At 64.6% G+C, this 19196-nt stretch carries 22 protein-coding genes; 8 read left to right on the plus strand and 14 right to left on the minus strand.

All coding sequences use genetic code 11. From position 1 onward, the window contains the following. Nucleotides 1-3 precede the first annotated feature (3 nt). Nucleotides 4-978, minus strand: coding sequence for a TauD/TfdA family dioxygenase (locus PTE31013_RS11195; protein ID WP_150612871.1), 975 nt, complete (start codon nucleotides 976-978; stop codon nucleotides 4-6). Between the two features lie 70 nt (nucleotides 979-1048). Further along, a complete protein-coding gene (locus tag PTE31013_RS11200; RefSeq protein ID WP_150612872.1) occupies nucleotides 1049-2746 on the minus strand; it encodes a cyclic peptide export ABC transporter in 1698 nt (565 codons plus the stop codon). A 59-nt stretch (nucleotides 2747-2805) separates the two neighbouring features. Here PTE31013_RS11200 and PTE31013_RS24800 point away from each other — a divergent pair, with 59 nt between their 5' ends. Both PTE31013_RS24800 and PTE31013_RS11205 read left to right on the plus strand, forming a co-directional pair. Then, on the plus strand, nucleotides 2806-2955 hold the full coding sequence (locus PTE31013_RS24800; RefSeq protein WP_174978520.1) for a hypothetical protein: 150 nt from the start codon (nucleotides 2806-2808) through the stop codon (nucleotides 2953-2955). Between the two features lie 103 nt (nucleotides 2956-3058). Beyond that, entirely contained in the window at nucleotides 3059-4417 is a 1359-nt protein-coding gene (locus PTE31013_RS11205) for a lysine N(6)-hydroxylase/L-ornithine N(5)-oxygenase family protein (RefSeq protein ID WP_150612873.1), read from the plus strand. Between the two features lie 111 nt (nucleotides 4418-4528). Here PTE31013_RS11205 and fhuF read toward each other — a convergent pair whose 3' ends face one another. The 4 genes from fhuF to PTE31013_RS11225 form a co-directional block, all read right to left on the minus strand. Further along, nucleotides 4529-5437 carry a siderophore-iron reductase FhuF gene (gene fhuF, locus PTE31013_RS11210; protein WP_150612874.1) on the minus strand — a complete coding sequence of 303 codons (909 nt, stop codon included), beginning with the start codon at nucleotides 5435-5437 and terminating at the stop codon, nucleotides 4529-4531. Continuing rightward, nucleotides 5434-6183 (minus strand): thioesterase II family protein, encoded by a 750-nt coding sequence (locus tag PTE31013_RS11215; RefSeq protein ID WP_150612875.1) that lies wholly within the window; start codon nucleotides 6181-6183, stop codon nucleotides 5434-5436. Before PTE31013_RS11215 ends, fhuF begins: the two co-directional genes overlap by 4 nt. Continuing rightward, on the minus strand, nucleotides 6173-6445 hold the full coding sequence (locus PTE31013_RS11220; protein WP_150612876.1) for an MbtH family protein: 273 nt from the start codon (nucleotides 6443-6445) through the stop codon (nucleotides 6173-6175). The genes PTE31013_RS11215 and PTE31013_RS11220 overlap by 11 nt, the downstream gene beginning before the upstream one ends. An 86-nt stretch (nucleotides 6446-6531) precedes the next feature. Further along, entirely contained in the window at nucleotides 6532-7272 is a 741-nt protein-coding gene (locus tag PTE31013_RS11225) for a 4'-phosphopantetheinyl transferase family protein (RefSeq protein ID WP_150612877.1), read from the minus strand. A 358-nt stretch (nucleotides 7273-7630) separates the two neighbouring features. Between PTE31013_RS11225 and PTE31013_RS11230 the strand changes: the two genes are divergently transcribed. Then, nucleotides 7631-8197 (plus strand): sigma-70 family RNA polymerase sigma factor, encoded by a 567-nt coding sequence (locus PTE31013_RS11230; protein ID WP_150612878.1) that lies wholly within the window; start codon nucleotides 7631-7633, stop codon nucleotides 8195-8197. 82 nt (nucleotides 8198-8279) lie between these two features. Here the strand turns inward: PTE31013_RS11230 and PTE31013_RS11235 are convergent, their stop codons facing one another. The 8 genes from PTE31013_RS11235 to PTE31013_RS11270 are packed head-to-tail and all read right to left on the minus strand — an operon-like array spanning nucleotide 8280 to nucleotide 15445. Continuing rightward, complete coding sequence (locus tag PTE31013_RS11235) at nucleotides 8280-8636, minus strand: RidA family protein (protein WP_150612879.1); 357 nt, start codon at nucleotides 8634-8636, stop codon at nucleotides 8280-8282. Nucleotides 8637-8691: 55 nt separating this feature from the next. Then, nucleotides 8692-10125 (minus strand): FAD/NAD(P)-dependent oxidoreductase, encoded by a 1434-nt coding sequence (locus PTE31013_RS11240; protein WP_150612880.1) that lies wholly within the window; start codon nucleotides 10123-10125, stop codon nucleotides 8692-8694. Next, on the minus strand, nucleotides 10122-10430 hold the full coding sequence (locus PTE31013_RS11245; protein WP_150612881.1) for a (2Fe-2S)-binding protein: 309 nt from the start codon (nucleotides 10428-10430) through the stop codon (nucleotides 10122-10124). The genes PTE31013_RS11240 and PTE31013_RS11245 overlap by 4 nt, the downstream gene beginning before the upstream one ends. Then, nucleotides 10408-11508, minus strand: coding sequence for an NAD(P)/FAD-dependent oxidoreductase (locus PTE31013_RS11250; RefSeq protein WP_150612882.1), 1101 nt, complete (start codon nucleotides 11506-11508; stop codon nucleotides 10408-10410). Before PTE31013_RS11250 ends, PTE31013_RS11245 begins: the two co-directional genes overlap by 23 nt. Nucleotides 11509-11511: 3 nt before the next feature. Beyond that, nucleotides 11512-12327: an ABC transporter permease gene (locus tag PTE31013_RS11255; RefSeq protein ID WP_150612883.1), complete on the minus strand. Its 816-nt coding sequence runs from the start codon at nucleotides 12325-12327 to the stop codon at nucleotides 11512-11514. A 12-nt stretch (nucleotides 12328-12339) separates the two neighbouring features. Continuing rightward, nucleotides 12340-13278, minus strand: a complete 939-nt coding sequence (locus tag PTE31013_RS11260) for an ABC transporter permease (RefSeq protein WP_174978522.1) — start codon at nucleotides 13276-13278, stop codon at nucleotides 12340-12342. Next, nucleotides 13275-14354, minus strand: a complete 1080-nt coding sequence (locus PTE31013_RS11265) for an ABC transporter ATP-binding protein (RefSeq protein WP_150612884.1) — start codon at nucleotides 14352-14354, stop codon at nucleotides 13275-13277. Before PTE31013_RS11265 ends, PTE31013_RS11260 begins: the two co-directional genes overlap by 4 nt. 23 nt (nucleotides 14355-14377) lie before the next feature. Further along, nucleotides 14378-15445 carry an ABC transporter substrate-binding protein gene (locus PTE31013_RS11270; protein WP_150612885.1) on the minus strand — a complete coding sequence of 356 codons (1068 nt, stop codon included), beginning with the start codon at nucleotides 15443-15445 and terminating at the stop codon, nucleotides 14378-14380. A gap of 174 nt (nucleotides 15446-15619) precedes the next feature. Here PTE31013_RS11270 and PTE31013_RS11275 point away from each other — a divergent pair, with 174 nt between their 5' ends. From PTE31013_RS11275 to arsH, 5 genes are all read left to right on the plus strand, one after another. Then, nucleotides 15620-16510: a LysR substrate-binding domain-containing protein gene (locus PTE31013_RS11275; protein ID WP_150612886.1), complete on the plus strand. Its 891-nt coding sequence runs from the start codon at nucleotides 15620-15622 to the stop codon at nucleotides 16508-16510. Nucleotides 16511-16597: 87 nt separating this feature from the next. Then, nucleotides 16598-16933 carry an ArsR/SmtB family transcription factor gene (locus PTE31013_RS11280; RefSeq protein ID WP_150612887.1) on the plus strand — a complete coding sequence of 112 codons (336 nt, stop codon included), beginning with the start codon at nucleotides 16598-16600 and terminating at the stop codon, nucleotides 16931-16933. Next, nucleotides 16930-17994: an ACR3 family arsenite efflux transporter gene (gene arsB, locus PTE31013_RS11285; protein ID WP_150612888.1), complete on the plus strand. Its 1065-nt coding sequence runs from the start codon at nucleotides 16930-16932 to the stop codon at nucleotides 17992-17994. The genes PTE31013_RS11280 and arsB overlap by 4 nt, the downstream gene beginning before the upstream one ends. Before the next feature lie 9 nt (nucleotides 17995-18003). Then, nucleotides 18004-18426: an arsenate reductase (glutaredoxin) gene (gene arsC, locus PTE31013_RS11290; RefSeq protein ID WP_150612889.1), complete on the plus strand. Its 423-nt coding sequence runs from the start codon at nucleotides 18004-18006 to the stop codon at nucleotides 18424-18426. Then, nucleotides 18423-19187: an arsenical resistance protein ArsH gene (arsH, locus tag PTE31013_RS11295; RefSeq protein WP_150612890.1), complete on the plus strand. Its 765-nt coding sequence runs from the start codon at nucleotides 18423-18425 to the stop codon at nucleotides 19185-19187. The genes arsC and arsH overlap by 4 nt, the downstream gene beginning before the upstream one ends. Nucleotides 19188-19196 lie beyond the last annotated feature (9 nt).

Below are 19196 nucleotides of genomic sequence, written 5' to 3' on the forward strand. Positions count from 1 at the left end.
CGATCAATGATCGACGCCGTACGCCTGTGCCATCGCCACCACGACCTTGCGCGGCCCCTTGAACGGGGCACGCGCGTGCGCGACGAGCATGTTGTCAAGCATCAGCACGTCGCCGTTCTGCCACGGGAAGCTGATCTTTTCTGACGCCAGCACGTGACGCACGGTGATGAGCGAGTCTTCCTCGATCGGGCTGCCGTCGCCGTAATACACATTGCGCGGCAGATCCTCCTCGCCCACGACATCGAGCAGTGTCTCGCGCACGTCGGGTTCGAGATTGGAGATGTGAAACAGATGCGCCTGATTGAACCAGACCCAGTCCCCCGTCACCGGATGACGTGCGATGGCCTGACACACCTGGCGCGTACGCAACTCCCCATCGTCCTTCCATTCGCACGCAATGCGATGGGCGCGACAGTAGGCTTCGACCTCGGCGCGATCCTCCGTGTTGAAGACCTGCTTCCAGGGCACATCCAAACCATTGCCGAAATTGCGCACGTACATCAGCCCCTTCTCGGCGAAGCGATCACGCAGGGCTTGCGGCAGGCGGGCGAAAATGCGCCGGCTGTCGGCGATGGGGGTCTCCCCCCCCTCCGGCGCGGCTTGTACGCTGTAGAACCAGATCTTCATGGGCCAATCGCGCGTATACGATTGTTCGTTATGCAACGGAATGTGTTGGTGCGGTGGGTATTCGGTCGACGTGTACACGCCTTGCGCGACCTTGCTGCGCGGCGTGGAGCCGAACTCGTAGGTCAGCAGCGAATGACCAAAAGACGCGGCAAACTCGCGGAACGCCGCATCCCCGTCGATGCAAAACCCGCGAAAAAGCACACCGCCGCAGGTCGGTAGATATTGCTCCGCCAGCGCGTGCAGCGCACTGGCGGCCGCCTGGATCGGCACACCCGCGTCGCGCGGCTCGACCACCATCGGGAGGTCGCCATCGGTGCGCAGTGCGCGCACATCGAGCATCGTATCGAGCATGATTGGATCCTCAATGAAACCGCGGCGCCAGACGCGCCGCATTCTCATTGACGATCCTTGCGCCTGCAATTTAAGGGATTGAAGCGGACGACTGCGGTTTTTCCATATTCACGGCGTCCGCCACGCCCGCACTCGTCGTCGCCGGCTCGCCATCGGCGAGCAACTGGCCGTTCTCCATCTTCACCAGCCGATCGGCCAGGCCGAAATATCGGTCATCGTGCGAGATCACGAGCACCGTTTTCCCCTGCGCCCTCAACTCGGGCAGGATCTCCCGGTAGAACACCTCCTTGAACACCGGATCCTGATCGGCCGCCCATTCGTCGAAGACCAGGAACGGCCGGTCTTCCACGCAAGCGCTGACCAGGGCCAGGCGCTTGCGCTGCCCTTGCGAAAGATCGCGGGTCGAGAACGCGCCGTTCGTCACGCTCACCTTGTGCTGAAGGTGCAGCCGTGCCAGCCAGCGCGTCGCGAAGGCGTCGATGCGCGCCGCATCGGTTTGCGCGTCGTGCGCGCCAAGAAGCGTTTCGAACAGATGGAAATCGAAGAAAATCGCCGAGAAGAGTTGCCGGTAGCGATCACGGTTGTCGACACCAACGGGCTGGCCGTTCCATACGATCTCGCCGCTCTCCGGCACGTAAAGGCCCGTGAGTAGTTTCGCCAGCGATGTCTTGCCGCTGCCGTTGCCCCCGATGAGAAATGTGATTTCGCCGGGCCGGAACGTCAGGTCGATGGGCCCCATGCGGAAGATCTCGTCCTGCTGCTCGTGATAGTAGCTGTGCGTGATGCCGTGCATGCGCACGAGCGGCGCGCCTGTCGCCATGACGTCGACGGCCGTCAACTCATCGCTGCGCATGGCTTCGGTGACTTTCTGTATACGTTCGCTGGCCACCCGCGCCATGGTGAGCAGCGGAATGTTGTTGAGCATGGCCTCCAGCGGCGTGACCATGTACAGGAAGACGATGGCATATCCCGTCGCCACACGGGTGTTACCGGACGTTGCGCCGACCAGCACGAACAGCACCAGGCCGATGAGCGCGAAGAACAGGAAGCGTACCCAACTGACGGAGAAGATGAACAGCGTGAGCCCGCGCGAGCGGTTTTCGCGGACAGCCTCGATGGCGGCGCCCAGCACACGGACAAGAAACGCGTCGGCGCGGCGGCGATTGAGCTTGAGCTCCTTGGCGCCCGAAGCGAGTGTCTGGAAATGGGAGAAGAGTTCATCCTGGCGCTGGCCAGCCGTGCGCAGGTAGCGAATCACCCGGGTATGGCTGATGTGATAGCCCAACGCACCGAGCCCGATCGCCACACAGGCCATGAGGAAGATCGGCCACGACAGCACCGCCAAGTACAGAAAGCATCCCGTGACGATGGCGCCATTCATCACCAGCGTCGGCAACCCGATGAAGAAGTTGGCGACGTGGTTCGCATCGTCGGCAAGCACCGACTGCACGCGTGCGCCGCCCGTCGACTCTACCACGCGCAGTGGTGCGTTCACGATGACGCGCGAGACATGACGGCGCAGTTCGGCCAGGGTGCGCTGCCCCAGCCGCGTAAAGAGCGCGCCAGCGCACATTTGCGCGAGCATCGACAGCACGGCGAGCGCGGCGAAGCGCCACGCCAGCGCGCCAAGCTCTGCGGCGCTCGCGCCCAACGCGCGGTTGATCGAAGCGATCAGCATGACGTTCGCCATGCCGCACGCGAGCGAGGCTGCCACGGCGGCCGCAAGCAGCCAGCGCGAAGCACGCAATAGGAACAGAAACAGGAACACGACGCTCTCCGCTGGCGACCCGCCGCCGCATGCGCACACGCACGCTCTGGCGGATATCGATGAAGGAACAAGGAAGCCTGTGCGAGGCGATCCGGCCAACCTACGGCCAGATCCGCCGCTTTACCCGGCTCCATCGCTCAAAGACGATCCAGCCCGGCGAAAATTTTCCCGCCCTTGGCGGTACGGGCAAAGCGGTGACGCCGGGGTAAATTTCGGCGCCAGCCTCTCGTCTTTCGGGAAACGGATGCCCTGTGCGCATCCCCCCTGACTCTGGGTCCGGGTAAATCACCGGATGACCTTGCCGAGGCCCTCATGCACGCAAGTACCGAACCGTCCACGACGTCCATCCCTTCGCTCACCCATGATCTGATCGGCGTTGGCTTTGGCCCGTCCAATCTCGCACTGGCCATCGCCCTGGAAGAGCACGGCGGGCAAGGGCCCGGCATCACGCGGTTCCTGTTTCTCGAGAAGCAGCCTGAATTCACGTGGCACGGCAACATGCTGCTCTCGAACAGCCGCATGCAGATCGCCTATCTCAAGGATCTCGCCACCCTGCGCAATCCGCGCAGCCACTTCACGTTCATCAACTACCTGCACGAGAAGGCACGCTTGTCCGCCTTCATCAACCTGCAAAGTCATTACCCGACGCGGCGCGAGTACAACGACTACCTGCGCTGGGCGGCCGCCCACTTCCAAGGGCAATGTGCGTACGGCGAAACGGTGACCGGCATCGAACCCGTACTGGAGCGCGATCACGTGGTGGCCTTGCAAATCCTTTCGCGCGACGGCGACGGGCAAACACACGCGCGCCGCGCGCGAAACGTGATTCTCGGCGCCGGCGGCACGCCGCATATACCGCCCGCTTTCGCCCCCCTGCACACGACGGGCCACACGCGACTATTTCATTCATCGCAATACCTCGCGCGCGTCGCGGCGCTCAGCGACACGCCGCCCCGCCGCGTCGCCGTTGTTGGCGGCGGACAAAGCGCGGCAGAAATCTTTCTCGATCTTGCCGAGCAGTGGCCGCAGGCACAGGTTGATCTGATCATGCGCGGCCGCGCGCTCAAACCCGCCGACAGCAGTCCGTTCGTCAACGAGATATTCGATCCGCAATTCACCGACTTCATCTATGCGCAACCGGTCGAGCAGCGCATGCGCATTCTCGACGAGTTTCGCAATACGAATTACGCCGTGGTCGACGACGACCTGATCGCCCGCATCTACGACGTGCTCTATCAGCAGCGCGTGGGCGGTCACGGTCATCATGCGCTGCTGTGCTGCCACGACATTCAGGAGGTGCACGCCAGCGGCGAGCAGATCCGGCTGCACATGCACGAGCGCCTCTCCGGCCGCACCGCGACACAGCCGTACGACGTGGTGGTGCTAGCCACCGGATACGAGCGTCGCACGCACGAGCACCTGCTCGCCGCCGTGCAGCCCTGGCTTGACGGTCTCGAAGGCGAGCGCGACTACCGCTTGCGCACCCATGCCCGCTTTCTTCCTGGTATCTATCTGCAAGGATATTGCGAGCCCACGCACGGCCTGTCCGATACGCTGCTTTCGATTCTGGCGACCCGCTCGGCGGAAATTTCCGCCTCGCTGCTGGCGCGCGAGCCAGCTTGGACGGCATCGTCGCCCCAGGCGTCGCGCGTTGCGGCGCTCGCCGGCTAAGCCGGCCCGGCGTAGCACAGGCACGGCACTGAAGATCTCGCAGATGCCGTGCCACCGGCTCGATGAAACCCCAGACATTGGGGGGATGCATTGCGGCAGTTGGGGCGCCAGCTATTGCGGCGCATCATCGGCGACTTGCCACGCCAGTTGCCGATGAAGTTGCGACGGCGTCATCGTCAGCAGCAGTGGGCATGCGCCGCACAACAGTGCCTCGTCGCATCGAGTGCCCTTGCCCGCCAACTGATAACGCAGGCAGCAAACGCGCCGCGCACGCATCGGCGATGCAAGCGCAGGGGACGGCGAGGACATATACCTCACGGTGCGATAGAGCGGATTGTCGGCGGTCCGCCCAAAGCCGGCATCGTCGTCGAACAGCCACGCATAGTCGGCCGCCGCGCGAATGGCGAGCGACGGCACATGCCGCATCCGTTCCACAATGAACTCCAGCAGATTGCCCACATTGCCCCAAAGCACGCGCGGGGAAACCCCTGCCGCACCTTGCATGGCAGCGATCGCCGCTGGTAGATGGACATGGATCAGCGACGCGAAACGCTGCGCCGCAGGGGGGGGCACGAAGGCCTTGTGGTCCCGCGACGGCGGGGGGGTCCAGCTATCGGCAGGAAACCGGAGTTGCACTGGCAAACCGTCGCGCAGCACCACACCGCATGCGTCCGGATCGAGTGTCAGCACGCTGCCGTGAACCACCGCGATAGCCAGCGCGGCCGGTACGACGGCGCGAAAATAACACTTGCTCCACTGCGACATGAGCGCACGCGGTTCGACGCCCGGTACGATTCGGCGGACCCCTTCGAACATCGCGGGGAGGTGGTCCCCCAGGTCCGCCAGGCCGACAACGATATCGCCTTCGTGCAAGTCAACGGGCATGCGTGCACCGAATGCCAGTCCCGTGCAGAGCGGGCCGAGCTCGGCACGGACGATGTCCGGCAGACTCCCCGCCAGATCGAATTGCGCCGCACTCACGGGGGCTGGCGTCACCGGTTGCCCCGCGCGGGCACTCATCGCGCTTCCCACGCCCGTGGCACGTGCATCGCGGGGGCGAGTTCATTGGCAATCACCGCCAGCAGATGCGCAGGATCGTCGCGTACGAAGAAATGATCGCCTTCGAAGTCAGTGCGCGTGTAGGCCTTGCTGGTCTCGCAACGCCAGTCATCAAGCACTTCCGGCGCGAAGGTATCGCGCTGTCCGGCGAGCGCATGAATGGGCACCGGCAGCGGCGCACGCACCGCCCGTGACGGACGGCGATAGCGCCCGCACAACTGGAAATCGGCCTTGATGACAGGCAACACCATGGCCATCAGCTCGGGTTGCGCCAGCAACGCCTCCGGCGTGCCTCCCAGCGCGCGCATCTCGGCCAATGCATCGGCATCGTCTTGCAGCGCTGCGTAGCGCGTGTCGTCGCGCGTTGCAGGCGGCCGGCTCGCCGCCACGAACAGCGCCACCGGAGGGCGGCCTCGCGCGTGAAGCCGATGCGCGATCTCGAACGCCAGCAATCCGCCCAGGCTGTGGCCGAACAATGCGAAGCAGGCGTCGGAACTGATGTGCAGCGCCTGACATTCGTCGCTCAACTGGTCCGCAAGTTCGTGCGGATCGTGTTGCAGCGGCTCATGATAGCGCGTGCCTCGGCCCGGAAGTTCGAGCGGACGTACGGCCAGCCACGAAGGTGCGGCCTTTGCCCAGCTCGCGTAGACCGTGGCGCTGCCCCCGGCGCAAGGCAGGCACAGCAGGCGGCACGCGTCAAAAGCCATGCCGCCCCTCATCCCGTTCTTGCCCTTGTTGCCCTTCGCGCCCATCGTGAGCGTTACCCTGCGCCGCAAAATGCTCGCGCAGACTTCGCGGCCGCATGTCCGTCCAGACGGTCTCGATATGGGCCAGGCACGTCACCTTGTTCCCCGTGACGCCAACTTCGCGCCAACCGGCCGGCACAGGCCGGTAGTCGGGCCAGATGGCGTATTGCTCTTCATCGTTGATCACTACACGAAACACGCCATTTTCATCGTCGAAACTCATCGATTGCTCCTTTGAACACGCTGCGGCCTGAGCGGCGCGGCTCGCGCCCGCCCTCTGGCTGACAGACGGGTCAGCGCGTGGGCAATTTACCCCCGGGGCAACCAAGCCAGTGCCGCGCCGTAGCCGGGGGGCGCCGGCAACACCCGCAATTCCAGGCCACCCAAGGCTTGCGCAAGACCGGTGTCGCCGGTACGCCACGCAACGGCAGCAGAAGGCACCTTGGGTACACGGGCCGGATCGAATGCCTGCCCGGCATCGTGCACCACCCGCGCTACGGCGGCGACGTCCAGGCACAGCGCCGGAAGACTGCCCTGCAAACCGGTGCCGAGGGACTTGAACGCCGCCTCCTTGAGGCACCAGAGCCGATGGAACAGCGCCTGACGTCCGATGTCCTGGCGGTTAGTCCCCGGCAGCCAGCGCAGCAGCGCCCGACGCTCATCGACGTGCAGACAGAGGTCCCAAAGCTCGCTCGGTTCAGCCACGGCGTCGAGCCGCTCGATGTCGATTCCCACCCGCACGTCGCGCGAGTACGCCAGCAGCCCCCAGCGGCCCGCGTGGCTCACGTTGAAGTCAAGTGTCCCGCCGTCGGCCAGCCGTGGCCGGCCATACGCATCGGCCTCGAACACGACTTCCTCGGGCGCGGTGCCCAGCTCGGCGGCAAGCCGCTCACGCAGTGCGGCGCGCACACTTGCAAACCGGGCGCGGTCGTCCTCCCTTGCAAGGGAAGCCATTCTCGAGCGCTCGCTCGCGGACAAACGGGTCACTCCACCCCGCACCCCCAAAGCATCCGCAACCCGGATGAACTGCACCGCAATCCTCATTGGCATAACGAAATGAATGGCGCTTCACTCAAGTGTCGTCTCTCGAATCAAAATATTAATTGCAAATCATTCTCATTTTAACTATCGTTTACTATAAATTCGCTGTGAACCCTGTGCAAATCGACAGGGGGCCCCATGTCACGAGGGCCATGCCTTCGGGTCTCGCAGACGATCTGTAGTCCTGTCATTTCTCCCCGCACCGTTGTGCAGGAATGCGCCGCTGGCGTCGTTCCTGGCGGCGTTCGCCTGTCACTTTGGCATCGGCTGTGCAGGTCTCGCCTGTCACGCCAGTGTGGTTAAAAGCCGACAGTGACTGTGTGTCGCCCCACAGCCGTGCCTTCGATGCCGATCTGGAGGCAAAAGTATGAGCGAGCAGTTGAGTTACGCCGGGTGTCCCGGGCGGGGGCCAGCAGGCGCGGAGGCCACCGAGGACAGCGTCGTCGGGCAAATTTTCGTCACGCACCGGCGCGCCCTGGTCGGAACGGCAATGCGCATTCTTGGCTGCCCGTGCCGGGCGGAAGACGTCGTGCAGGATGCCTACATCAAGCTGTGCGACGCGCGCAGCACATGCCCGGTGCGCCATCCCGCCAGCTATGTGATGCAGGTCGTGCGCAATCTCGCGCTCGACGGCTACCGCCGCCAGCAGATCGAAAACCGGGTGTTCGCTGTGGAAGACGAAGCCATCGACATGCCCGATCGCACCGCGTCGCCCGAGGCGCAGGTCACGGCGCGGCAAATGATCAGCGGCATGCTCGAGCGCCTCAAGACACTGCCGGAGCGCACGCGCACGGTCTTCGAGATGTATTACTTCCAGGACTGCACGCAGCGTGAAATCGCGCAGTCCCTGGGCGTGTCGACCACGTTGGTGAACTTCATGATGCACGATGCCCGCCAAGCGCTCACGCCATGGATGAGCGGTGCCTCCGACTAGCCGCCCTTTACCGGACACGCCAATGAAAATGGCCCGCAAACCGATGCGGGCCAGAATACTGCCGGCGAATGGCCTCCGCCGATTATTTCGCGGCGGCGATCACGGCAATCTCGACGAGCAGATCAGGCGCGGCCAGGCGCGCTTCCACGGTGGCGCGCGTCGGGGGGGTGCCCGGGCTCGTCCATGCATCCCACACGGCGTTCATGCCGGCGAAGTCGGACTCGATATCCTTCAGCCAGACCTGTGCCGAAAGCAGGCGCGACTTGTCGATACCGGCGTCCTTCAGATAGCCATCGATCTTTGCGAGCACTTGCTTCGTCTGCCCAGTGATGTCCTGACTGCGATCGTCCGCCGTCTGACCACCGATGTAGACCGTCCCGTTATGCACCACGACACGGCTCATCCGTGCATTCGTGTGATGGCGTTGAATATCGCTCATTAACCACATCTCCAGAAGATTCAAAAAAACGAGTGGGAGGCGCGAGCCCCCTCACCTACTTGGGAAAGCCTGCACGCTCGTTCAGGATGTCGGGACCCTCGACCGCGGCGGCCAACTCGCCCAACGTCACCGGCTTGATGGGTGGACGGATGCGATAGTACCCGACCTCCGGCACCGCACAGCCCTGCACGTTGGCCAGCAGTTCAGCTACCGTCAAGCCGCAGAAGCGCCCCTGGCACGGCCCCATGCCACAGCGCGAAAAGCTCTTCGTCTGATTCGGGCCGACACAGCCCAAGCCCGCCATGCGCCGCACGTCGCCCGCCGTCACCTCTTCACACCGGCACACGATGGTGCTGTCGTCGGCCGGCACCCGGAACGCCTCGGCCGGCCGGTACAGCGCATCGAGGAACGGACGGATCGCCGTGTGTACCGACAGCTCACGGCGCAACGACAGCGCGCGCGAGTCGCGCTTCGCGGCGTCGAGCTTGCCGAGCTTCACGGCGGCTTGCAAGGCAGCGAGCCGTCCCGACGGCTCGGCCGCCAGCGCACCGGCGATGCCCGCGCCATCCCCAGCCACGAAGATGCCCGACAGGCTCGTCTCGCCCCAGGCGTCCGTCGTCGGATGCCAGCACAACTGTGCGTCGTCCCACGTGTGCGCGCAGCCGATCGAGCGCGTGACCTGCGTGTTTGGAATCACGCCCTGATGCAGCAACACCAGCGATGCGTCGACGCATTCGGTGCGCCCACCCACGACATACTCGACACCCTCGGCATGCTCGGTGCCGAGCACGCGCAGTGCCTCGACATGCTTGACGTGCTGCACGCCTGCCGCGCGAATGGCGCGCAGCAGCTTGAGGCCCTTCATCAGATACGACGGCGCGCGCAACGCCCCACCGGCGTGACGCAACGCGTCGCGGCGCCCGCTCGCCATGGCCGTATCGAGAATGGCGCGTACCGGCACGCCGGCATTGATGAGCTGCCAGGCGAACAGGTAGAGCAACGGGCCGCAACCAGCGAGTACGGCCGGCGAGTCGGGCACCAGCGCGGAGGCCTTGAGCAGCGTTTGCGCCGCGCCCACACCCATCACGCCAGGCAGCGTCCAGCCGGGAATCGGGAACGGCCGCTCCTGCGCGCCGCTCGCAAGGACGATGGCACCGGCTTCGATTTGCAGCGTTCCGCCGCCCGCGCCCTGACGGGTGACCGACACGCGTTTGTCCGCGCCGATCTGCCAGGCGAGCGTCTGCGGCCAATAGGCGATGCCGGCCGACGTGAATGCGTCGACCAGCCCACGCCCACGAAGATAGTCCGGGCCGAGCACCCTCGGGTCGGCCAGCGGCGAACGGCTCACGCTGCGATAAATCTGCCCGCCGGGCAGACCATTCTCGTCGACAACCACCGGCTCGAGCCCATGACGCTTCGCTTCGAGTGCCGCCGCCAACCCCGCAGGCCCGGCACCGACGACCAACAAATCCACGACTTTTACGCTCATGCCGCGCTCCTTGCACCGTTCATTCGACGCACCTGCATGCCTTCGCGCACGGGTGTCATGCATCCCTGCCGGTTCGGCACGCCATCGATCTCGACCAGACAATCGAAGCACACGCCCATCATGCAGAACGGCGCACGGTCGCTGCCCGTGACGGGCGTGGTCCGGCACGCCGTCACACCGGAGACGAGCAATGCGGCAGCGACATTCATGTCGGCCGGCACGTCAACCGGCGTGCCCTCGATAAACACTTGCACCGTCGCGCCATCCTTGCGCGCCAGCGACTTAAGCAGTGAAACGTTTGGCATAGAAATGATCCAAAAGCGCGGGACGCGGTGCGCCGAGAATCCACGGCGCGAGGGTTTCACAATGCGCGGCGGCGAGCGTCACGCCGCTGTGACAGGTCGCGAGGAACGCGCCCGGGCAGGCCTCCGAGGCCTCGTAGATCGGCAGACCGTCGTCCGTCATGACCCGCAACGCCCCCCACGCGCGCACCACGCGCACGTGCTTGAGCAGCGGGAATGGGGCGATGCCGCGCCGGGCGATGTCGGCGAGCACGTCGGGCGTCACGCCGTCGTTGAAGCCCACGTCTTCGGCCGAGTCGCCGAGCATGACCGAGCCCTCGACGGTCTGGCGCACGTAGATGGTCGGATAGTCGAGAAACGGCTTGACGCGCTCGGTCACGAGGATCTGGCCGCGCAACGGTTTGACCGGTGCGCGCAGCCCTACCATCGGCGCGAGATCGCGATTGCCCAGGCCGGCGGCCAGCACGACACGCCCGGCGTCGAGCGACACCTCCCCCATGCGCACGCGAAACGCGCTGCCCGTCTGACGAATATCGGTCACGCGCAGGTTCGGCGCATACTCGCCGCCCGCCTGCTCGAAGGCGGCGAACAGCGCGCGCAGCGTATAGAGCGGGCTGACATGACCGTCGTTCGGCGAATAAATGCCGCCCACCACGTCGGGGCCGATGGCCGGCAGCCGCTCGGCAAGCGCCTTGTGATCGAGCACTTCGTAGGTGAGGGCCGGCTCGGCTTCCTGCAGCTTGCGCATGCTCTCGACCTTGATGGCCAGCTCTTCGGGGGTCTGGGCGATATTGAAGCCGCCGGGTCGCTGAAAGCCGATGGAGACGCCGGTGCGTGCGAGCAGCTCGTCGGCGAGATCCTGCCAAAGGTTGGCGGAGTGCAGCGACCAGCGCGCATAGTTCGTACAGGTACCGCCCTTGCCCTGCACCCAGACCAGCCCGAAGTTGCCGCGCGCGGCACGCAGCGAATTGTCTTCGCCATCGCACACGACGACGCGTTGCCCCCGCTTGGCAAGCCCGTAGGCGATCGCCATGCCGACGAGGCCGCCGCCGATGACGGCGATATCGTATGTCTTTTGCATGTGTTAGTGATTCCCCACCAGAACCTTGTTGAGTCCGTAAATGCGATCGAGCATCAGCATCACCACCAGCGTCAGCGCGATGAGCAGCGTGGAGATGGCCGCCACGCTCGGGTCGACCGTCTCGCTCATGTTCATGTAAATGCGCACCGGTAGCGTGATCGTGGTCGGCGCGGTCACGAAGATCGTGGCCGTGAGTTCATCGAAACTGTTGATGAACGCGAGCACCCAGCCGCCCGCCAGGCCCGGCAGGATCGCCGGCAGCGTGATGCGGCGAAACGTCGTCCAGCGTCCGGCACCGAGCGAGCGCGCCGCACGTTCGGCTTCGTCGGCCTGCCCCGCGAGCGCCGCCATGATCAGGCGCAGCGCGTACGGGAAGATCAGCAGTGCGTGGCAAGCGACAAGGCTCACGAACGAGCCACCCATGTCGAGCAGCGTGAACAGCCTCAGGAACGCAATGCCCAGCACCACCGGCGGAATCATCAGCGGCGAGAGCAGGAACGAATTGATCGCGTCGCGTCCCGGGAACCGGTAGCGTGCGAGTCCCATCGCCGCCGGTACCGCCAACGCGGTCGACACGCTGGCCGACGTCACGCCCAGCCACAGGCTCGTGCGCAGCGCCGATAGAAAGTCCTCGTCGTTCATGAGCGACGAGAACCAGCGCAACGAAAAGTGACGCGTCGGGATGGACAGGAAGTTGTCCGGCGTGAAGGCGACCAGGCACACCACCACCAGCGGCGCGAGGATGAAGACGAGAAACACGACGTGAAACGCGAGCGCTCCCACCCCATTGCGGTCGTACCGGGAGTCTTGTTGATTCATATGCCTTCCCCCTCAGCCCAGACGGCGCGTGAAGCGCCGCTCGAGGGCGCGGTTGTAACCGGTGATGATGGCCACGTTCACGATCAGCAGCACGATGGCAATGGCGGCCCCCAGCGGCCAGTTCAGCGAGCCGAGAAACTCGTCATACGCCGTGGTCGCCACCACTTTCAGGCGGCGTCCGCCGATCAGCGCGGGCGTTGCGAACGCGCTCGCCGTCAGCGCAAAGACGATCAGGCTGCCCGAGAGAATGCCCGGCGTGATCTGCGGCAATACCACCCGCCACATCACCGTCGCCCGTCCCGCCCCGAGCGAGCGCGCGGCATGCGCGATCGCCGGATCGAGGCGCGTGAGCGAGGTCCACACCGAGAGCACCATGAGCGGCACGAGCACGTGCACCAGCGCCACCGTGACCGCGCCCATCGTGAAGAGCATTTGCAGCGGATGACCGATCAGCCCCAGCTTCATGAGCACGGTATTGACCAGCCCCTCGCGGCCCAGCAGGATCGACCAGCCCAGCGTTCGCACGACGACCGAAATCAGCAGCGGCCCCAGCACGAGCACCAGGCAGAGCGAGCGCCACGGATCGCGCATGCGGAACAGGAAGTACGCTTCGGGCACACCGACCAGCACGCACAACACCGTCACGCCAACCGAGAGCAGCAATGTGCGCAGGAAGATCTCGTAGAAATAACTGTCCGTGAGAATGTCGGCATAGTGCTGAAGCGAGATCGTCGGCAGCACCCCACCCAGGTTCGGGTCGAAGCCGCGCAGGCTCAACACGAACGTGAGGACGAGCGGCACCGCGAGCAGCACGAGGAAGAACAGCGCCGCTGGCATCACCAGTGTCCAGGCGGCACGGCGCTGGCTCGCGATCTCGGGCGAGATCGCCGCGCTCGCCTTCATACCCGGCACGGCCGATGCCCCCGGTGGCGTAGACGTCGTGGCATTCATGCGCCCTCCTGCACGAGACGCAAGGCATCGTCGGCCCAATCGAGCCCGACGGCCTCGCCATCGTTGGCCGCGACCACGCCGTCGTTGGACACGAGCACACGCAGCTCGCCGAGGGCCGTCGACACGGTGAGCACCCAATGGTTGCCGTGGAAGCTGCGCTGGCCCACGCGGCCCGCGAGCCGGCCCGCCGTCGCGGACGTCAGGCGAATACGCTCCGGCCGAAGACTGAATGTCGCCGGGCCGTTGCCCCCCATCCCCGTCGTCGGCCCGGCGTGCGCGGGCGACACCGCGAGTCGATGCCCCTGCGCGTCGAGCACCGGCACGCCGCCGCGCACATCGAGCTGACCGGAGATGAGATTGGTCTGCCCGATGAAGTGCGCGGCGAACGTGGCGCGCGGGTCTTCGTAGACATCGTGCGGCGTATCGATGCGCACCACACGCCCTGCGTTGAGCAGCACCACGCGATCGCTGATCGCGAGCGCCTCGGCCTGATCGTGCGTGACCATGACGGTGGTCGTGCCGACCTTGCGTTGAATCGTCCGCAGCTCGTCCTGCATCTGCTCGCGCAGTTTGGCGTCGAGATTCGAGAGCGGTTCGTCGAGCAGCAGCACGGGCGGTGCGATCACCAGCGCCCGGGCCAGCGCCACGCGCTGGCGCTGGCCGCCGGAGAGTTCGCGCGGATAGCGTTGCGCGTGCTGGCCCAGATGCACCAGCTCCAGCGCGTCCTGCACGCGGCGACGTTTCTGCCCGGGGTCCACGCGGCGCATATCCAGACCGAACGCGACGTTCTGCGCCACGGTCATGTGAGGAAACAACGCGTAACTCTGGAACACGATTCCGAGTCCGCGCTTTTCCGGCGGCACCGGCGTGAGGTCGCGGCCCTCGAGCAGAATACGGCCGCTGCTCGGGGCGACGAATCCGGCAATCATCTGCAACGTGGTGGTCTTGCCGCAGCCGGACGGGCCCAACAGGGAGATGAATTCGCCCTGCTCAATCGAAAGATCGACGCCCTCGACCGCCACGGTGTCACCGAAGCGTTTGCCGAGTTGCTCGAGACGCAAATATGGGGGGCTCATGACGCTTGAGGTCTCCGTGCGACTTAACGTTCGATCTGACGGTTCCAGCGCTGCGTCCACTCAGCGCGCTTCGCGTTGACGACATCCCAGTCGACACGAATGAGCTTGTCGATCTGGGCGGGCGACGGCACGCGTGCGGCCACGGCCAGCGAGAGTTGCGTCTTCTTGTTCGCCGGCGCAACGCCCGCGCTTTCGGCGAGAATGGCCTGGGTTTGCGGCGTGAGAATCGTTTGGACGAACTTCTGCGCCAGTGCGTTGTTGGCGGATTTGTCTACCACGCACATGCCCATGCTAAGGGCCACCGCCCCCTCCTTCGGATACACGAACTCGACCGGAATGCCCTGCTGGCGCAACGCTTGCACGCGGCCGTTGCCCCACACGGCGATGGCGACTTCATCCGACTGGAACAGCTCGGCGATCTTGCCCGGGGACGGATCGAACGACAGCACGTTCGGTGAGATCTTCTCCATTGCGCGGAAACCCGGTTCGATGTTGCTGTCGCTGCCGCCGTTGATCTTGGACTCGACGAGCAGCCCGTGCAGACCGTACGTGTTCTTGATGCTCGGCATCACGAGCTTGCCCTTGTACTTCGGATCCGAAAGGTCCTGCCACGAGGTCGGTGCCGGCCAGCCCTTCGACTGGAACAGTCGCGTGTTGTAGGCGATACCCGTGGCAATCAGGCCGGCCGCCACGGCATTGCCCCCCTTGAACTTCGCGATGTCGTACAGGTCGCGATAGACGGGCGCGTCGGCGAGCTTGCCGCAGAAACCCATCTGGATGGCCTGGTACATCGGGCCGTCATCGAGGAAGACGACGTCCATGCCGGCCTTGCCTTTTTGCGCCTGCAGCTTCGCGAGGTTGGTCGTCGAATCGCCGGGCACGATCACCACCTTGGTGCCGGGGTTCGCCTGCTCGAAAGCGGGAATGACGTCTTTCTTGAGCATCTGTTCAAACGAGCCGCCGTAAGCGCCGACGTACAACGTTGTGTCGGCGTGGGCAGCCGTGGCAGCGAATACCGATCCGGCGACACCGACAGAAATGGCCGTGGCGCGGGCAAGCTTGCGAAGCGTTTGGGGAACGACGGTCTTCATCGATAAGCTCCTTGCGTGAAGTAGGGTTGTGTGATGTTATGGCCCGGCAATATCAAAAAACCAACAACGTGCTGCGTGGTTTGCGTAGGTTCATTTTCGACGCGAGCACGGTCAAATCACATTTTTTCGCCCACCCATACGAAAATGTTATGACGTGGTTGAGATGAGGTTGTCATGAAGATTCGGCAGTTGGAGGCATTTCGTGCGCTGATCCTGCGCCAGACGGTCACTCGGGCGGCCGACATGCTTCACGTTTCCCAACCGGCAGTCACACGCCTGATCAACGATCTCGAGGCGGACATAGGGTTTTCCTTATTCGATCGGATCAACGGCCGCCTGAACCCGACGCCCGAAGCCATGGTGCTGTTCGAGGAGGTTGAGCGCTCGTTCGCGGGCATCGACCGCATTGCGCAGACGGCCGAGCAGATCAAGTCGCTGCGGCGCGGTTCGCTGCATGTCGCGGGCGCTCCCGCGCTCGCGCTGGAGTTCCTGCCCACCACGATGACGGGTTTCATGCGTGAGCATCCAGGCATCAGCACGACGTTGCTGATCCACGCGTCGAGCATCGTGGTCGACATGGTGGTGGGTCGGCGTTGCGACGTCGGCTTCATCGCGCACCCCCTCACGCATGCCGGTGTGAACGTCGAGACGCTGCACCGCGCGCCCATGCGCTGCATCCTGCCGCACGGACACCGACTCGCGAATCGCGACGTGATCCATCCTGAAGATTTGCGCGACGAGTCGTTCGTGTCGTATCCGAAGGAGTTCGACGGGCGGATGTATATCGACCGGATCTTTGCCGAGCGGCAGATCGACCGGGTGATGAGCGCCGAGTCGCAACTGTCCGCGGCGATTTGCGTGCTCGTGCAACACGGCGCGGGCGTGGCGATCATCGACCAGATCACGGCACGGTTCGCGGCAGGGCGCGTCGTTGTCAAGCCGTTCGAACCGGCAATCCTGTCGGGCTTTTCGCTGGTCACGTCGAACCAGCACCCGCCGTCGCAACTCGCGAAGGCCTTCGTCGACTTCACGAAGCAACGCATGATCGAACAGTTCGCCGAATGAGGCGCGCCACGCGCGTGCGCTTCGCCAGTCGACATCGGATCCTCGCACGGATTTGCAAAAATTCTATATTTCCACTACATTCGAATAATGGAAACCAATAACGCGCTCGAAGCGCTTGCCGCGCTCGCCCATTCGGTCCGCCTGACGGTGTTCCGCCTTCTCATGCAGGCCGGACCCGAGGGGCTGCCCGCCGGTCGCATCGCGGAACTCATGGACATGCCCGCCTCGTCGCTGTCGTTCCACCTCAAGGAACTGCACCACGCCGGGCTGCTCGCCAGCCGGCAGGAAGGTCGCTCGATCATCTACATGGCGCGTTTTGAAACCATGAACGCGCTACTCGGCTACCTCACGGAGAACTGCTGCGGCGGCGTCCCCTGTACGCCCGCCTCGTCCTGCGATGTCGTCGCGGAGGCCAACCAATGAGTGCCGCACAAAAAGTCGCGCCCGCGCTTCAAGCCGGGACCATCAGCTTCTTTGAGCGGTATCTGACCGTCTGGGTAGCGCTGTGCATCATCGCGGGGGTCTTGCTCGGCCAATGGCTACCCGGACTCTTCCATGCCATCGGCGCCATGGAAGTCGCACAGGTCAACCTGCCCGTGGGTCTGCTCATCTGGGTCATGATCATCCCAATGCTGATCAAGATCGACTTCGGCGCGATGGGACAGGTCGCCGGTCACTGGCGAGGCATCGGCGTCACGCTGTTCGTGAACTGGCTCGTCAAGCCATTCTCCATGGCGCTGCTGGGGTGGATCTTCGTGCGCCACGTGTTCGCCGCGTGGCTGCCGGCGGACCAACTCGACAGCTATATCGCCGGCCTGATCCTGCTGGCCGCCGCGCCCTGCACCGCCATGGTCTTTGTCTGGTCGCAACTCTGCAAGGGCGATCCGTACTTCACGCTCTCGCAAGTCGCCCTCAATGACGCCATCATGGTCGTGGCCTTCGCCCCGGTCGTCGGCCTGCTGCTCGGCTTGTCGTCGATTTCCGTGCCCTGGGATACGCTCGTCACGTCAGTCGGGCTCTACATCGTCATCCCGGTGGTGATCGCCCAAGCCATCCGCAAGGCCCTGCTGGCCCACGGAAAAGCCACGTATCAACGTGTGGTCAGCGCATTGGGGCCCTACTCCATCACGGCGCTGCTCGCCACGCTCGTTCTGCTCTTCGGCTTCCAGGGCAATGCCATCGTCGAGCAACCGCTGATCATCCTGCTGCTGGCTATCCCGATCCTCATCCAGGTACTGCTCAACTCGGGTCTGGCCTACCTGCTCAACCGCAAGCTCGGCGTGGCGCACTGCGTCGCCGGCCCGTCGGCATTGATCGGCGCCAGCAACTTCTTCGAGCTGGCCGTCGCCACGGCCATCAGCCTCTTCGGTTTTCAGTCGGGCGCGGCGCTCGCCACGGTGGTCGGCGTGCTGATCGAGGTGCCCGTGATGCTGCTCGTGGTCGGGGTCGTCAACCGCTCGCAACGCTGGTACGAATCGTCATAAGGAAACGTCATGTCCGTCACCATCTACCACAACCCGGCCTGCGGCACGTCGCGCAATACGCTGGCCCTGATCCGCAACGCGGGCATCGAACCCACGGTCATCGAGTACCTGAGCGCGCCCCCGGACCGCGAGACGTTGCAAACGATGATTCGCGATGCGGGACTGACCGTGCGCGAAGCCATCCGCGAGAAAGGCACGCCCTATGCCGAACTGGGTCTCGCCGATCCATCGCTGACCGACGACCCGCTTCTCGACGCGATGCTCGCGCATCCGATCCTGATCAACCGCCCGTTCGTCGTCACGCCGTTGGGCGTGCGGCTGTGCCGCCCCTCCGAAGTCGTGCTCGATATCCTGGCCTCGCCGCAAAAGGGGGCGTTTACGAAAGAAGATGGCGAGGTCGTTGTCGACGCCAGCGGACGGCGCGTGAAATGAGGGGCGATCTTCCCAACGTCAGTCGCGCGGTGCTCGATATACCGGATCTTCGCAAACTCGAGCCCAACAGCGTCAGCACGCACCCTCCGCGCATCCTGTTGCTCTACGGCTCGCTGCGCGAGACGTCGTACAGCCGGTTGCTGGTGCAGGAAGCCGAGCGCCTTCTTCGGCACTTCGGCGCCGAGACCCGCATCTTCGACCCCAAGGGGTTGCCCTTGGCCGATAGCGTGCCAGCCGATCACCCGAAGGTCGTCGAGCTTCGCGCGCTTTCGGCATGGTCGGAAGGCCAGGTCTGGTGCAGCCCGGAGCGCCACGGCACACTGACCGCCGTCTTCAAGAACCAGATCGACTGGCTGCCGCTGGAGATCGGGAGCCTTCGGCCAACGCAGGGGCGCACGCTCGCCGTGATGCAGGTCTGCGGCGGCTCGCAGTCCTTCAACGCGGTGAACGCGCTGCGGGTACTCGGCCGATGGATGCGCATGGTCACGATCCCCAACCAGTCCTCGGTCGCCAAGGCGTACCAGGAATTCGACACGACGGGCCGCATGAAGCCGTCGTCTTATTACGATCGGGTCGTCGACGTGATGGAAGAACTTTACAAGTTCACCCTCCTGGTCAGGGATCGCACCGACTACCTCACGGACCGGTACAGCGAGCGCAAGGACGCGGCCCCCGCCACCGCGACGGCACTCGCCGCGGCCGCGATGTCTCATGAGCGAGACGCACAGGTCAGCGACACCGACAGTGGCGAAATCGAATAAGCGACCGGG

The organism is Pandoraea terrigena (genome assembly GCF_902459705.1).
In the GTDB taxonomy this organism is placed as follows: Bacteria; Pseudomonadota; Gammaproteobacteria; order Burkholderiales; family Burkholderiaceae; genus Pandoraea; species Pandoraea terrigena.